Source organism: Marispirochaeta aestuarii (assembly GCF_002087085.1).
Lineage (GTDB): Bacteria > Spirochaetota > Spirochaetia > JC444 > Marispirochaetaceae > Marispirochaeta > Marispirochaeta aestuarii.
On the sequence record NZ_MWQY01000001.1, the window covers coordinates 18,005 to 32,682 of the forward strand.

Consider the following 14,678-nt stretch of genomic DNA (forward strand, 5'->3'; position numbering starts at 1 on the left):
TGGCATGGAGATTGCTGTTTTTCTGCAGGAGGCGTGCTTTGTGTATGACTGGATTACTGGATTTCCTGCGAAGACGGAAAGAGCCGATCGATTTTTCCGGGGGAGGGGAGGTGAACTGTCTGGAGTGCAGGAGAATCGAAGCGGAGGGAATTATCGCGTTTTTTCAGCGATTATCCGGCGGAAGACTTGATTTGACATCCGAACTTCCGGAAAACGATCCCCTTGCAGCGACGCTTAACGGACATGTCTCTTCCCTGGAACGCTTTTTCGCTTCCCTTATGGAAAACCTCGTTCAGGTAAGCGGTTCCGGCAGGTATCTGGAGCAACGGGTGGGAAAACTGTCCCGCCAGGCGGATACCCAGACCCACTCGGTGCGGGGGATCACCCGGGAGACGGACAGACTGAACGAAGAGATCCATGCCCTGGCGGAACGGGTTTCCGGGTTTGCGGGACTTACGCAGGATTCCTTTAATGCTGCATCCGAAGGCTATTCCCTGAACGGTGAGTTCCAGATGAGACTGGAAAATCTGAAAGCCGGTATGCTTCGTACTATTGGAGCTGTGAACAGACTGACCGGTCTGCTGGACTCTGTAAAGTCCCTCACGGAAATTATCGATGAATCGGCGGAGTCGCTTCATCTGATATCCATAAACACAGCCATCGAGGCCGCCAGAGCCGGCGACCGGGGCTTCGGGGTGATAGCGACGGAACTGCGGGCTCTGGCCCGGCGCGCGGGCGAATCGGTCCGCGAGGTGGACCGTATTGTAAAATCCGTTCATGAAGAGATAAAGGCGGTCGACGGGGCAATAGAGGATTCCGCTTCTGTCATGGATATCCTGATCGGCGACTCCGAAAGGGTGGGAGAGTCCTTCGCCGGAATCAATGATTTCGCCCGCAAAGTGGAGGAGGAGGGGGTTTCCATAGCAGCTGAAATCCTGAAGCAGCGGGAAGGACTGGGATCTGTGGCCGCCGGGGTGCAGGTTATATTCCGGGCCAGTGAGGAGATTCAGGGGGAGGCGGAGAATACCGGAGCCGTGGCGACCCAGCTGAAAACCATTGTGGGGACAATTCTCGAGAAGACCGGGAGTCTTCGGCTCAGGCGGCATAAACGGGCAGTGGAGCTGGTTTATGCCATGGACAACCGGGGCAGGCAGGTGAGCTCGAATATTGTGAGCGATAAATATAAGGGCTCCGTGCGGGAACAGGGTTTTGGCGAGGACCGTTCACAGAAAGAGTATTTTTCGTCCCTTCAAGGGGGAGAAGGGGTCTATGTTTCGGATATCTATCTCTCCGATGCCAGCGGCAGGCTCTGTATAACCGTATCGGGATCGACCCTGAACCGGAAGGGCGACAGGCTCGCCGTCGCCCTGGACCTCAACCTCGAAGGCCTGCTGCGGGTCTGATTCTTCCATCGGAATTACCCCCGCCGGAAGTGCAGGGGATCTACCTCGTGTTTCTTGACCCTGAGGCCCATGATGCGCTCTGAAATCCCCAGATGTCTGGCCGCCTTGGCCATGTTTCCTCTGGTGGATTTAAGGGCGTCCATAAGGAGCTCCCTCTCCAGTTTATCCAGGGCCTCCGGCAGGGTTGAACTCAGGGTGGTACTGGTGGATTCCGCGGACTGCAGGCTCGGCGGCAGGTGATGTCCGTGGATTACGTCCTCCGCGGCCAGCAGAACGGCCCGTTCTATGCAGTTTTCCAGCTCCCGCACGTTCCCGGGCCAGTGGTAACTCATGAGGAGTTCTATCGCCGAAGTTGATATGCGCTTTATGTGTTTATGGTTCTTTTCGCTGTATTTCTCGATAAAATAGTCAGCCAGCAGGGTTATATCGGACTGCCGGTCCCGTAAGGGGGGGATGTGAATGGGAAATACATTCAGCCGGTAGTAGAGGTCCTCCCGGAAGTTTCCCAGCCCCATGAGGTCCTCCAGGTTGCGGTTGGTGGCGGCTACGATCCTGACATTGCAGTGAATCGTCGAATTGCCTCCTACCCGTTCAAATTCCCTCTCCTGCAGTACCCTCAGGAGCTTGACCTGGGTTGTGGGAGAGAGATCCCCGATCTCGTCCAGAAAGATGGTTCCGCCGTCAGCCTGTTCAAAGCGTCCCTTCCTTGTCTGGATCGCCCCGGTAAAGGCCCCTTTTTCGTGACCGAAGAGCTCGCTTTCAATGACCGTCTCCGGAAGGGCGGCGCAGTTGACCTTTATAAAGGGCCGTTCCGCCCGCAGGCTGTTGTAGTGGATGGCATGGGCGACAAGCTCTTTTCCGGTGCCGCTTTCACCGCGGATAAGGACGGTTGCTTCGCTTTTCGATACCTGGGCAATGAGGTCGAAGACCTCCTGCATGGCCCGGGAGTTGCCTATGATATTGGCCGGACGAAAACGCTCCTCCAGTTCCTGCTGGAGCCGGCTGTTCTCTTCCATCAGCCTCTGCCGTTCCTCCTGGATGGAGCGGCGCAGCTTGACCGCCTGAGCGATCATGGATCCGATAATCGACAGAAGACGCAGATCCTCCTCGAGGCTGATGTTTATGGCGAAGAGACGGTCAACGCTCAGGGTTCCAATGGTCTCGTTGCCGATCTTTATGGGCACTATAATAAAAGAGACATCCTTCTTCTGGAGTTCATTCCGGGCACCGGTCTTGTTGAGAAACTGGGTATCGTTGTTTATGTTGGGGATTATCATCGGTTCTCCCCGTTCAACTACCTTTCCGGTAATACCTTCGCCGATTTTGTATTTACCCCGTTCCTGCTGCTGCACGGAAAGCCCGTAGGAGGCTTCTATCCCGATTTCCCGGGTCTTGCGGTTCAACAGGGTGATTGTCCCCCGGAGCATGCCCATATTTTCAGCCATTGAACGAAGTACGGGATTAATGACATCCTTGAGATCGATGCTGCCGTCTAGAATACGGCTGATTTCAAAGAGTAACTGAAGCTCTTTTATCTTTCTGCGATAATGTTGCCTGTCTTCATCCATTTACGAGAAGCTCCTTGCGGTCTGTCTTACAAAGATGTCTGCCGGTGTTGTGAATCGTACTATTTTGTAGGTTTTGGTGCAAGCCGTGGGAAGATGGATTTCTTTCACTTTTCTATTGACAAAAAAAAGGGCTTTTGTTAGGTTGTTTCAACCTATCTGGTATGCCCTTGTAGCTCAGTCGGTAGAGCACATCCATGGTAAGGATGGGGTCATCGGTTCAAGTCCGATCGAGGGCTGTAATTCTTGACTAAGTCGCGCATTAGGGCGTACTCTTTCCAATGCAAGGCGAGGAGACTGTAAAGAATGGCAAAGGCAAAGAAAGGCGCTGTTGAGCTGGTAGCGCTTAAGTGCAGTGAATGTAATCGCAGGAACTATACAACCAGCAAGAACCGGCGCAATATTCAGGGCAAGCTCGAATTCAAGAAGTATTGCCGCTTCGATCGCAAGCATACGCTGCACGTCGAAACAAAGGTCAAGTAGGTTTATATCGGGAAATTGCGAACGGCCTTAAGGCCGTTCGTTTTTTAATTAGTTCACAGGCCAGTAGCTCCAATGGCTAGAGCGCCGGTCTCCAAAACCGGATGTTGCAGGTTCGAGTCCTGCCTGGCCTGTTTTTCGTTAACGATTTTGAGGAGTAGGGGATGAAGAGGCTTCTTCAGTTCTTTCGCGATAGCTATGCTGAACTCAGAAAGGTAGTGTGGCCCAGTAGAGAGGAAGTTGGATCTTCCACGAAGGTGGTAATTATTTCAACGATAATCTTTGCCGCCCTTCTGGGATTATTCGATTTCATCTTTACCGTAGGTCGCGATATAATTTTCTAGTCTTTTCCCCATCCATGATGTATCCGTCCGTAAGGTTGGATGCAGTAAGGAACAGGTGATTAATAATGGCGAAAGGTTGGTACGTTCTTCATACCTATTCGGGTTACGAGAATAAAGTTGAGCGCTATATCCGCAAGCTTATGGAAACCCCCGAAGTAGGTGATTACGTTTTTGACATCAAGATACCCTCGGAAGAGGTTGTCGAGGTAAAAGACGGAAAAAAGAAGACGATAAACCGCAAATTTCTTCCCGGATACATTCTTCTGGAGATGGATCTGCCTGATCGCGGGTGGAAGGCTGTCTGCTCCCATATCAGGAGAATTCAGGGAGTAACCGGATTCCTGGGTTCCATGACCGGTATGAAGCCGCAGCCCATAAGCTCTGAAGAGGCACGGGCGATACTTCAGAAGGCAGGAGATATCAGGTCCGAGAAGGTCGTACGGAACCGTCAGAGCTTCTCCGTGGGAGAGGCTGTGCGCATAACCGACGGGCCCTTTGACACCTTTACCGGTTCCATTGAAGAGGTGAATATGGAAAAGGCCCGGCTGAAGGTTATGGTCGGTATTTTCGGTCGTTCGACGCCTGTAGAGGTTTCCTTTACCCAGGTAGAAAAGATATAGTTATTGCTGATACGGGAGGCGGTCTGTCGAATTGTTGACGGGTGCCTCCTTTTGCTGTCTGTTCGCGGGTTTTGTCCCGGGCCGGACGCGCGTTGAGGGTTTCGCGTTGCGAAGCGGATGGGACCTCGTCTCTGTTTTTTCGATAAAACGGAAGCGGGGGTTTGTACCACGTTTTTTAGGAGTTTACTATGGCGAAGAAAAAGGTAACCGCAGTTATCAAGCTGCAGGTTCCCGCGGGTAAAGCGACTCCCGCACCGCCTGTCGGACCCGCCCTTGGGCCGCATGGTGTGAGCGCTCCCCAGTTCGTGCAGCAGTTCAATGACCGCACGAAGAACTTTGAACCGGGTCTCACGATTCCGGTTGTCATCACGGTATTTGCCGACCGCAGTTTCAGTTTTATCACAAAAACACCACCTGCTGCGGTTCTCATCAAGAAGGCATGCAATCTTCAGAGCGGATCTGCCGAACCTCACAAGGTAAAGGTTGCGAAGATCTCCAAGGCCAAGCTGAAAGAGATCGCCGAGACGAAGATGCCCGATCTGAATGCCAACGATATCAATGCTGCCATGAAGATTATCGTAGGAACGGCCCGCAGTATGGGCGTCGAAGTGGAAGCGTAGGAGGCCGGCATGAAACGGGGAAAGAAATATCAGGAAGCGCTGAAAAAATACGATAAGCAGAAGCATTATTCGGTGGAAGAGGCCGTGGGGCTGCTCAAGGAGCTCTCCTACGCCAAATTTGACGAGACCGTGGAGGTTTCCATGCGGCTCAATCTGAAAAAGAGTCAGAATGTGCGGGATACCATGGTTCTGCCTCATCAGTTCACCGAAGAGAAGAAGATTCTGGTTTTTGCGAAGGGCGAAAAAGCAGAAGAGGCCAAAGCTGCCGGCGCCGCTTTTGTCGGCGATGATGACCTGATCGAAAAGATCCGGGGCGGCTGGCTGGATTTTGATGTTGCCGTGGCAACTCCGGATATGATGAAGGATGTCGGGCGCCTCGGTCCGATCCTTGGTCGGCGGGGTCTTATGCCGAATCCGAAAACCCAGACGGTAACCTTCGATATTCAGGCCGCCCTTGCTGAGCTGAAAAAGGGAAGGGTCGAATTCAGGTCGGACAAAACCGGGGTTGTGCATCTTCCTGTGGGAAAGGTTTCCATGGACCCTGCACAGGTCTCCGAAAACGTCAAGGCGTTTATGGATGAGGTCGGAAAGCGGAAGCCCGCAGATATCAAGGGTGATTTCGTCAAGTCCGTAGCGGTTTCTTCTACCATGGGCCCGGGCGTCCGGGTAGAGTATAAGTAGGGCTGGAGGAAGCAGATGAGTGAGTATACGGTAAAGGTTCAGCAGCACAAAACGGAAGCTGTTGAAGCCCTGAAAAACCAGTTTAAAGATATATCTACCTACATCTTCACTGATTACCGTGGGTTGTCGGTGGAACAGATTTCCGAGCTGCGGGCCAAGTTGAGGGAGCAGCAGGCGCAATTGAAGGTTGTGAAAAACCGCTTTGCCAAGATCGCCCTCAAGGAGCTCGACCGCCCCGATGTTGGGGATATTCTGACCGGGCCTACAGCTGTTGCGCTCCCGGGGGATGAAGCAGGTCCCGTTGCCAAGACCCTGATTGATTTCGCCAAGGATACTCCCCTGGAGGTGAAAGGCGGCATTATCGAGGGTATGGTGTATGATTTTGCCCAGGTCGAGGCATTTTCCAAGCTGCCCACCAAGCTGGAGCTTATCTCCATGCTTATGAGTACCATGAAGGCGCCGGTCCAGAACCTGGCCCTGGTGCTGAATGCGGTGCCTCAGAAGCTTGTACGTACACTGCAGGCAGTGGCGGACAAAAAGCAGGCGGAAGGCTGATTGATTTAGATCCTTATGCAGGCCGACGGTATGTCGGTCCTTCGGATAAAGCGGCATTAGTCTTCTGTGATAGTCTGCTATTGCCGCAGAAATATTTATATTTAAAGGAGAAGGTAATATGGCTATCACCAAAGATGAAATTTTAGAAACAATTGCGGGCATGAGCGTGCTTGAGGTTTCCGAGCTCGTTAAGGCTATGGAAGAGAAGTTCGGCGTAACCGCTGCGGCTCCCGTAGCTGTTGCTGCGGCTCCCGGCGCTGCTGCCGGTGGCGATGCTGCTGCCGAGGATGAGCAGACTGAGTTCGACGTAATCCTCAAGAGTGTAGCTGACGGAAAGAAGATTCCCGTTATCAAAGAGGTCCGCGCCATAACCGGTCTCGGTCTGAAAGAGGCCAAAGAGATCGTTGAGGCCGGCGACAAGGCCATCAAAGAGGGGGTTTCCAAAGAGGAAGCTGCCCAGATGAAGGAGAAGCTTGAAGCAGCAGGCGGCGTTGTTGAGGTTAAATAACCTCCGGCCGGCAACCAATCATCAATTTGCTCAAGATACCACCGGAAAAGTTTCCGGTGGTATCGTATTGTCTATGCACAGGGCATCTGTTTGTGGTGCCTCAGATCTCGTACCTTAGGGGGGTAAGATGCTGGATACTGGTAAAACCAGGAAACGTACCTATATCGGACAAGAGTTTCAGGAGGTGATGGAGCTTCCGAATCTTGTGGATATCCAGTTATCGTCATATGAAAGATTTCTTCAGCGTGAAACCTTGCGAAACGGGCAGCCGCTGAAGGAGCAGGGTCTTGAAGAAGTGTTTCAAAGTGTATTCCCGATAGAGAGCCCCAACGGCGACATGCTGCTGGAATACACTCACTATACCCTTGACGAGGACGCGATCAAGCTCACTGAGCAGGAGTGCAAGCAGAAAGGGGTCACCCTTGCTGTGCCCATAAAAGCCAGAATCAACCTGATCTTCCAGGAGACCGGTGAGATCCGCCAGAAGGATATTTACGTCGGCGATATTCCCCTCATGACCGACCGGGGCACCTTTATAGTAAATGGTGCCGAGCGGGTTGTAGTCAGCCAGATACACCGTTCTCCCGGCGTAATTTTCTCCCATGAAAAAGGGGTGTTTTCTTCCCGGATTATCCCCTACCGGGGTTCATGGCTTGAATTTGAAATAGACCAGAAGCGTGAGCTCATTTACGCCAAAATCGACCGCAAAAAGCGGATTCTCGGTACTCTGCTCTTACGGGCCCTCGGTTACTCCAGCAGGGAGCAGATCATCGATCTTTTCTACAAAACCGAGAAAGCTGAGGTTCTGGAGAGGGGCAAGGAGGCTCTGAACGGGCGTGTTCTTGCCAGGGCTGTCTATATCGGCGAGGGCGATGAGAAGCGCAAGCTTTACCGTGCCGGAGACAAGCTTCATCCCCATGATGTTGACGAGCTTCTCCATTCAGGGGTTTCCGAGATAACTCTCATCAATTTCCGCGCCGAAGGATCCCTGGATTCACCGATTATTCTGAACTGTTTCGAGCGGGAAGAGGTCAAATTTACCCGTGCCGACGCGGACGTTGACGAACCGACCAAGGAAGATGCCCTGATCGCTGTCTATTCGGTGATCATGCCCGGCGAACCTATCACCCTTGAAAGTGCTGAAAAGGATCTCAATTCCATGTTCTTTTCCAGCCGCCGTTACGATTTGGGCAAGGTCGGACGCTACAAGCTGAACAAGAAGTTCGATTATGATCCGCCGGTGGAGGAATTCACTCTTACCAGGGAGGATGTGGTCAACACCATGCTCTTCCTTATCAAGGTCTATATCGGCGACTCCTATGTGGATGATATAGACCATCTCGGCAACCGGCGCATACGCTCCGTCGGAGAACTGATGGCTAACCAGCTCAAGACCGCTTTCAGTCGCATGGAGCGGATCGCAAAGGAGCGGATGAGTCTCAAGGAGACGGACACCGTTAAGCCCCAGGATCTGATTTCCATCAAGCCGATTGTGGCTGCCATCAAGGAATTCTTCGGTTCCTCCCAGCTTTCCCAGTTTATGGACCAGGTTAACCCCCTGGCGGAGCTGACCCACAAGCGGCGACTCAATGCCCTGGGGCCGGGAGGACTTTCCCGTGACCGCGCCGGTTTCGAAGTCCGCGACGTACATTACACCCACTACGGGCGTATGTGCCCCATCGAAACCCCGGAAGGTCCGAATATCGGGCTTATTGTGTCCCTTGCCAATTATACCCGGGTCAACGAGTATGGTTTTCTTGAGGCCCCCTACAGAAAGGTAAAAGAGGGCGTTGCGACGGGGGATATCGAATATCTCTCCGCCATGGACGAAGAAAAGTACTTCATTGCCCAGGCCAATGCGCGCATCGACAAGGGCGGCAAATTTCTCGATGACACCATTTCCGTGCGCAAGGCCGGAGACTATACCCAGAAGGGTGCCTCGGATATACAGTACATGGATGTGTCTCCCAAGCAGGTTATCTCCGTGGCGACATCGCTCATTCCTTTCCTGGAGCATGACGACGCCAACCGTGCTCTGATGGGTTCGAACATGCAGCGTCAGGCAGTGCCTCTCGTTTTTACCGAACCCCCCAGGGTCGGGACTGGAATGGAGGGGAAAACCGCCTATGATTCCGGCGTTCTGGTCAAGGCCCGCAGGGCGGGAACGGTGGAATATGTTACCTCCGAACAGATAATCATAAAGCTTGATGAGCCCTATAATAATATAGAAAAGGACGTGTATCCTCTTCTGAAGTACCAGCGGACCAACCAGGATACCTGTTTCAATCAGCGGCCCATCGTGCAGGCCGGCCAGCATGTGGATGCCGGAGCGGTTCTGGCTGACGGTCCCGCAACCTCCGGCGGGGAGCTGGCCCTCGGGCGGAACGTGGTTGTCGGTTTCGTGCCCTGGAACGGGTATAACTACGAGGACGCCATCCTTATTTCAGAAAAGGTGGTAAAGGAAGATATCTTTACCTCCATTCATATCAAAGAGTTCACCATAGATGTCCGGGAAACGAAGCTGGGGCCCGAAAAGCTTACCCGGGATATCCCGAATACTGCAGAAAAGGCCCTGGATCAGCTGGATGAAGAAGGCATAATACGGATCGGTGCCAAGGTCGGCTCGGGCTATATCCTGGTCGGCAAGGTGACCCCCAAGTCCGAAACCGAGACTACCCCCGAATTCAAGCTCCTTAACTCCATCTTCGGCGAGAAGGCCAAAGAGGTGCGGGATACCTCCCTGCGGGTGCCCCATGGTACCAGCGGTACGGTAATCGACGTACAGCGTCTCCGGCGCAGTGAAGGGGATGATCTTCCCCCCGGTGTGGATGAGGTCGTCAAGGTCCTGATTGCCGCAAAGCGTAAACTCAAAGAAGGCGACAAGATGGCGGGTCGCCACGGAAATAAAGGTGTCGTTGCCCGGGTATTGCCCGAGGAAGATATGCCCTTCATGGCCGACGGTACGCCTCTGGACCTCTGTCTGAATCCCCTGGGTGTACCCTCTCGTATGAACCTCGGACAGATACTGGAAACCGAGCTTGGATGGGCGGCAAAGGCTCTGGATGAGTGGTATTCCACGCCGGTTTTCCAGTCCGCATCCACGGAAATGATAGAAAAGAAGCTTGCGGAAGCCGGTTTGCCCAGGAACTCGAAGACCGTACTCCATGACGGAAAAACCGGCGAAGCCTTCGAGAACCCCGTATTCTGCGGAATAATATACATGCTGAAGCTGCATCACCTTGTGGACGACAAGATGCACGCCCGATCAACCGGCCCCTATTCTCTGGTTACCCAGCAGCCTTTGGGCGGAAAAGCCCAGTTCGGCGGACAGCGGCTTGGAGAAATGGAGGTGTGGGCTCTGGAAGCCTACGGGGCCGCCAATACCCTGCAGGAGCTTCTTACCATCAAATCTGACGATATGGCGGGAAGAGCGAAAATCTATGAGAGCATTGTAAAGGGTGAGCCTTCGTCGAATGCCGGGGTTCCCGAGTCCTTCAATGTGCTTGTTCAGGAGCTTCGGGGGCTTGCCCTGGATGTATCGATCTATGATTCCAAGGGTAAACAGGTTCCTCTCACCGAGAGGGACGAGGAACTGATCAGCCGGCAGGGGAGCCAGTTCTAAATTGATGGCGTACGTGAATGAAAGCAGGCTAAGCTTAGGAGAGTACCAATGAGGGATATTCAGGATTTTGACAATATAATGATAAAGCTGGCCAGCCCCGAACAGATTCGGGCCTGGTCTTACGGCGAGGTCAAGAAGCCGGAAACTATCAACTACCGTACCCTCAGGCCGGAGAAGGACGGACTCTTTTGTGAACGTATCTTCGGTACCACCAAAGAGTGGGAGTGTTACTGCGGAAAGTTCAAATCTATCCGTTACAAGGGGGTAATCTGCGACCGCTGCGGCGTCGAGGTGACCCACTTCAAGGTCCGGCGGGAACGGATGGGGCATATAGAGCTGGCCTCTCCGGTATCGCATATATGGTACTACCGTTCGGTTCCCTCCCGCATGGGACTTCTTCTGGATATGACCATAGCCAGCCTCAGGGCCGTACTGTATTACGAAAAGCACGTGGTCATAGATCCCGGTGATACCGATCTCAAGTACATGGAACTCCTCAGCGAAGAGGAGTATATGGAGTCCCGGGAACGCTTCGGCATGAGTTTTACCGCCGGAATAGGGGCTGACGCCATTCGTACGCTCCTCGAGCAGCTCGATCTGGACGCCCTCAGCGCAGAACTCAGGATGAAGATGATCGAGAAGGGGGCCAAATCCGACAAGCGACTTCTCAAGAGGATCGAGATAGTAGAAAATTTCCGGGATTCCCAGAACAAGCCTGAATGGATGATTCTGGATGTAATTCCCGTCATTCCCCCGGAGCTGCGGCCCATGGTTCAGCTGGATGGGGGACGCTTTGCAACCTCTGACCTGAACGATCTGTATCGAAGGGTAATCAACCGCAACAACAGGCTTAAGCGGCTCATGTCGTTGAATGCTCCGGATATCATTATCCGGAACGAAAAGCGGATGCTTCAGGAGGCGGTGGACGCACTTTTCGACAACTCCAAAAAGAAACGGGTGGTCAAGGGAGCCTCGAACCGGCCTCTCAAGTCCCTCTCTGATATGCTTAAGGGCAAGCAGGGTCGGTTCCGGCAGAACCTGCTGGGCAAGCGGGTCGACTATTCCGGCCGTTCGGTAATCGTTGTGGGACCGGAGCTTCGGATGCATCAGTGCGGGCTGCCGACCAAAATGGCTCTGGAGCTGTACAAGCCCTTTATCATGAAGAAGCTCGTCGAAAAGGACGTCGTCTATAACATCAAGAAGGCAAAAACCCTGGTTGAGCAGGAGACCCCTGAGGTCTGGGCTGTTCTTGACGAGGTTGTACGGGAGCATCCGGTGCTTCTGAACCGTGCGCCCACCCTGCACCGGCTTGGTATACAGGCTTTTGAGCCTGTTCTGGTCGAGGGTAAGGCGATCAAGCTGCATCCCCTTGTGTGTCATGCCTACAACGCGGACTTTGACGGAGACCAGATGGCGGTCCATGTGCCCCTTACTCAGGCTGCACAGATTGAGTGCTGGACTATGATGCTGTCCGTCAATAACCTTTTGAACCCCGCCAACGGGACCCCCATCGTGTTCCCTTCCCAGGATATGGTTCTTGGTATCAACTATCTGACCAAGGAACGCCCCGGTGCAAAGGGAGAGGGCAAATATTTCGGCGGTGTCGATGAGGTGCTCATCGCCCTTGATGCCAAGGCCGTGGACTATCATGCCCTGATCAAGCTGAAGATGGATGGCGGCTGGATCGAGACTACCCCCGGACGGGTCGTTCTCAACGAAGAGATGCCCGAGGGAATCGGTTTTGTAAATGTTACCCTCGGTGACAAGCAGCTCCGCGCGCTGGTGGCAAAGACCTATAAGGATTACGGTCCTTCAACAGCCGTCAAGATGCTGGATACCATCAAGGACGTGGGATTCAAGTATGCGACCCTTTTCGGTGCAACCATCGGAGTCGATGATATCCTGATCCCGGAAGAAAAGAAGGGAATGATAGAGGCTGCCAATAATCAGGTCCTCGCCATTCAGAACCAGTATCTCCAGGGGCACATAACCCACGAAGAACGCTACAACCGTGTTGTTGAGGTGTGGTCAAAGACCAACGAAGACCTGACGAATACCCTGATGAAGTCTCTGGAACGGGACCGCGGCGGTTTTAACCCGGTTTATATGATGGCCAATTCCGGTGCCCGTGGTAGCCGTACGCAGATTCGTCAGCTGTCGGGTATGCGGGGTCTTATGGCCAAATCCTCCGGTGATATTATCGAACTGCCCATCCGCTCCAACTTCAAGGAGGGGCTCTCGGTTATCGAGTTCTTTATCTCCACCAACGGAGCCCGTAAGGGTCTTGCGGATACCGCCCTCAAGACCGCAGGTGCCGGTTACCTTACCAGGCGTCTTGTGGATATCGCCCAGGATGTGGTGGTGAACGAGGAAGACTGCGGCACCATCAACGGAATTGACACCCGGGCCATCAAGGACGGCGAAGAAATCGTCGAGTCCCTGATGGACCGTATCGTCGGTCGTTTTACCCTGGAACGGGTTAAACATCCCATTACCGGCGAGATTATCATAGACGTTAACGAAGAGATTACCGATGAGATTGCACAGGCAATAGAAGATGCCGGGGTGGAATCGGTTCGAATAAGAACGGTGCTGACCTGTGAGGCCCGGCACGGGGTGTGCCAGAAATGTTACGGACGTAACCTGGCAACGAACCGGACCGTCGAGATCGGAGAGGCCGTGGGTATTATCGCGGCCCAGTCCATCGGACAGCCGGGTACCCAGCTTACCATGCGTACCTTCCATATCGGAGGTGCCGCAACCAGTGTGGCGGAAGAGAACCGGACCTATCTGCGATATCCGGTGCTTATCCGTGAGATTCAGGGTAACACGGTAACCCTGGATTCGGGAGATCGGCTTTTTACCCGAAAGGGTTTCGTGGTTGTTTCGAAGATAATGCGGCAGATTTCCCTCGAGAAGGGGGACAAGCTGCTGGTGGAAGAGGGGCAGAAGGTAATAGTCGGCGAGCCTCTTGTGAAGCGGGGAAAAGAGGAAATCCTGTCTGAGGAGATTGCATATATCTCCATACACGACAAGGGGTTGCTGCTGATCGCACAGGAGCAGCGGATCGACATCCGGAACGGTGCCGAGTTGCTTGTGTCTGAGGGGGATATCGTCAAGGCGGAAGAGTCCCTGGCTATATTCGATCCTTTCTCCGAGCCGATTATCGCGGAAGTGGATGGAAAGGTGCGCTTTGAAGATATCGTTCTGGGTACTACCCTGAAGGAGGAGGTGAACGAAGATACCGGGAAGATAGAGAAGAAGATTACCGAGTTCACCCTCGAAACCCTCCAACCCAGGATAATAATAGAGGACGATGAAGGAGAGGAGGTAGCTTCGTACTTCCTGCCCGGATCGGCATACCTGAACGTGGAAGACGGTGATGTGATCAAACAGGGGCGGACTCTGGTAAAGCTGCTCAAGGAGAGCGTGAAGACCCGGGACATCACCGGTGGTCTGCCGCGGGTTGACGAGCTCTTTGAGGCCCGGCACCCGAAGAGTGCTACTGTCATTGCAAAGGTCAGCGGCACGGTTCATTTCAAGGGTATTGTCAAAGGAAAGCGGGTCCTGGAGATCGAGGACGATTTCGGCGGCAAGCACCGTCATCTTGTACCCATGGGCAAGCACCTGCTTGTCAGGGACAGGGACCTTGTGCAGGCCGGAGAGGGACTCTGCGATGGAGCTATCGATCCGCATGATGTGCTCGATATTGAAGGTGAAAACTCTCTGCAGAGATTTCTTGTTAACGAAGTTCAGGAGGTCTACCGCCTGCAGGGTGTAAACATCAACGACAAGCACATCGGTGTCATCGTGCGGCAGATGATGCGCAAGGTGGAGATTGTCCAGGTGGGAGATACGAATTTCATTTTCGGACAGCAGGTCGACAAGTATCGTTTCCACGAGGAAAACGAGAAGGTCATTCGTGAAGGAGGACAGCCGGCCGTCGCCCGTCCGTTGCTGCTTGGAATAACCCGGGCTTCCCTGAATATTGACTCCTGGGTATCTGCAGCTTCCTTCCAGGAGACGACCAAGGTTCTGACCAATGCGGCGATTTCCGGCGACACCGATTCGCTCCGCGGATTGAAGGAAAACGTGGCAATCGGTCATCTGATTCCTGCGGGTACCGGAATGCGAAAGTACCGCAATATAAAGCTTTTTGATGAGACCAGTGATGACCTGGACGCAACTGTACAGGGCATTCTGGAGCAGAGAAAAATCGAAAGAGAGGCGCAGATGGAGAACGGAGTCCTCGAAGAGGAGGTTGATGCATAAGTTCTCCG

General features: G+C 53.5%; 11 protein-coding genes and 2 tRNA genes. 12 read left to right on the forward strand and 1 reads right to left on the reverse strand.

All coding sequences use genetic code 11. The annotated features are described in order from the left end of the window. Positions 1 to 44 precede the first annotated feature (44 nt). Complete coding sequence (locus tag B4O97_RS00085) at positions 45 to 1,403, forward strand: methyl-accepting chemotaxis protein (RefSeq protein WP_083047081.1); 1,359 nt, start codon at positions 45 to 47, stop codon at positions 1,401 to 1,403. 14 nt (positions 1,404 to 1,417) lie between these two features. Here B4O97_RS00085 and nifA read toward each other — a convergent pair whose 3' ends face one another. Beyond that, positions 1,418 to 2,971 carry a nif-specific transcriptional activator NifA gene (gene nifA, locus B4O97_RS00090; RefSeq protein ID WP_083047083.1) on the reverse strand — a complete coding sequence of 518 codons (1,554 nt, stop codon included), beginning with the start codon at positions 2,969 to 2,971 and terminating at the stop codon, positions 1,418 to 1,420. A gap of 163 nt (positions 2,972 to 3,134) precedes the next feature. Between nifA and B4O97_RS00095 the strand changes: the two genes are divergently transcribed. The 11 genes from B4O97_RS00095 (at position 3,135) to rpoC (ending at position 14,670) form a co-directional block, all read left to right on the forward strand. Continuing rightward, positions 3,135 to 3,207, forward strand: a tRNA-Thr gene (locus B4O97_RS00095). A 67-nt stretch (positions 3,208 to 3,274) separates the two neighbouring features. Beyond that, entirely contained in the window at positions 3,275 to 3,451 is a 177-nt protein-coding gene (gene rpmG / locus B4O97_RS00100) for a 50S ribosomal protein L33 (RefSeq protein ID WP_069892876.1), read from the forward strand. Positions 3,452 to 3,508: 57 nt separating this feature from the next. Then, positions 3,509 to 3,582, forward strand: a tRNA-Trp gene (locus B4O97_RS00105). A gap of 30 nt (positions 3,583 to 3,612) precedes the next feature. Next, a complete protein-coding gene (secE, locus tag B4O97_RS00110; protein ID WP_083047085.1) occupies positions 3,613 to 3,792 on the forward strand; it encodes a preprotein translocase subunit SecE in 180 nt (59 codons plus the stop codon). A 65-nt stretch (positions 3,793 to 3,857) separates the two neighbouring features. After that, positions 3,858 to 4,412: a transcription termination/antitermination protein NusG gene (nusG, locus tag B4O97_RS00115; protein ID WP_083047087.1), complete on the forward strand. Its 555-nt coding sequence runs from the start codon at positions 3,858 to 3,860 to the stop codon at positions 4,410 to 4,412. A 188-nt stretch (positions 4,413 to 4,600) separates the two neighbouring features. Next, positions 4,601 to 5,032, forward strand: coding sequence for a 50S ribosomal protein L11 (gene rplK / locus B4O97_RS00120; RefSeq protein WP_083047089.1), 432 nt, complete (start codon positions 4,601 to 4,603; stop codon positions 5,030 to 5,032). 9 nt (positions 5,033 to 5,041) lie between these two features. Further along, positions 5,042 to 5,713 (forward strand): 50S ribosomal protein L1, encoded by a 672-nt coding sequence (gene rplA, locus B4O97_RS00125; protein ID WP_083047091.1) that lies wholly within the window; start codon positions 5,042 to 5,044, stop codon positions 5,711 to 5,713. Positions 5,714 to 5,728: 15 nt separating this feature from the next. Continuing rightward, positions 5,729 to 6,268, forward strand: coding sequence for a 50S ribosomal protein L10 (gene rplJ / locus B4O97_RS00130; protein WP_083047093.1), 540 nt, complete (start codon positions 5,729 to 5,731; stop codon positions 6,266 to 6,268). Positions 6,269 to 6,386: 118 nt separating this feature from the next. Next, a complete protein-coding gene (gene rplL, locus B4O97_RS00135; protein WP_083047095.1) occupies positions 6,387 to 6,776 on the forward strand; it encodes a 50S ribosomal protein L7/L12 in 390 nt (129 codons plus the stop codon). A gap of 127 nt (positions 6,777 to 6,903) precedes the next feature. Next, positions 6,904 to 10,398, forward strand: a complete 3,495-nt coding sequence (gene rpoB / locus B4O97_RS00140) for a DNA-directed RNA polymerase subunit beta (RefSeq protein ID WP_083047097.1) — start codon at positions 6,904 to 6,906, stop codon at positions 10,396 to 10,398. Positions 10,399 to 10,446: 48 nt separating this feature from the next. Next, complete coding sequence (gene rpoC / locus B4O97_RS00145; protein WP_083047099.1) at positions 10,447 to 14,670, forward strand: DNA-directed RNA polymerase subunit beta'; 4,224 nt, start codon at positions 10,447 to 10,449, stop codon at positions 14,668 to 14,670. The last annotated feature ends 8 nt before the right edge of the window (positions 14,671 to 14,678 follow it).

Bases quoted from the DNA above. Each gene is read 5' to 3' on its own strand.
- B4O97_RS00085 (WP_083047081.1), top strand. From the start codon at position 45: ATGACTGGATTACTGGATTTCCTGCGAAGACGGAAAGAGCCGATCGAT.
- rpoC (WP_083047099.1), top strand. From the start codon at position 10,447: ATGAGGGATATTCAGGATTTTGACAATATAATGATAAAGCTGGCCAGC.
- rpoB (WP_083047097.1), top strand. From the start codon at position 6,904: ATGCTGGATACTGGTAAAACCAGGAAACGTACCTATATCGGACAAGAG.
- nusG (WP_083047087.1), top strand. From the start codon at position 3,858: ATGGCGAAAGGTTGGTACGTTCTTCATACCTATTCGGGTTACGAGAAT.
- rpmG (WP_069892876.1), top strand. From the start codon at position 3,275: ATGGCAAAGGCAAAGAAAGGCGCTGTTGAGCTGGTAGCGCTTAAGTGC.
- rplL (WP_083047095.1), top strand. From the start codon at position 6,387: ATGGCTATCACCAAAGATGAAATTTTAGAAACAATTGCGGGCATGAGC.
- rplK (WP_083047089.1), top strand. From the start codon at position 4,601: ATGGCGAAGAAAAAGGTAACCGCAGTTATCAAGCTGCAGGTTCCCGCG.
- rplJ (WP_083047093.1), top strand. From the start codon at position 5,729: ATGAGTGAGTATACGGTAAAGGTTCAGCAGCACAAAACGGAAGCTGTT.
- nifA (WP_083047083.1), bottom strand. From the start codon at position 2,971: ATGGATGAAGACAGGCAACATTATCGCAGAAAGATAAAAGAGCTTCAG.
- rplA (WP_083047091.1), top strand. From the start codon at position 5,042: ATGAAACGGGGAAAGAAATATCAGGAAGCGCTGAAAAAATACGATAAG.
- secE (WP_083047085.1), top strand. From the start codon at position 3,613: ATGAAGAGGCTTCTTCAGTTCTTTCGCGATAGCTATGCTGAACTCAGA.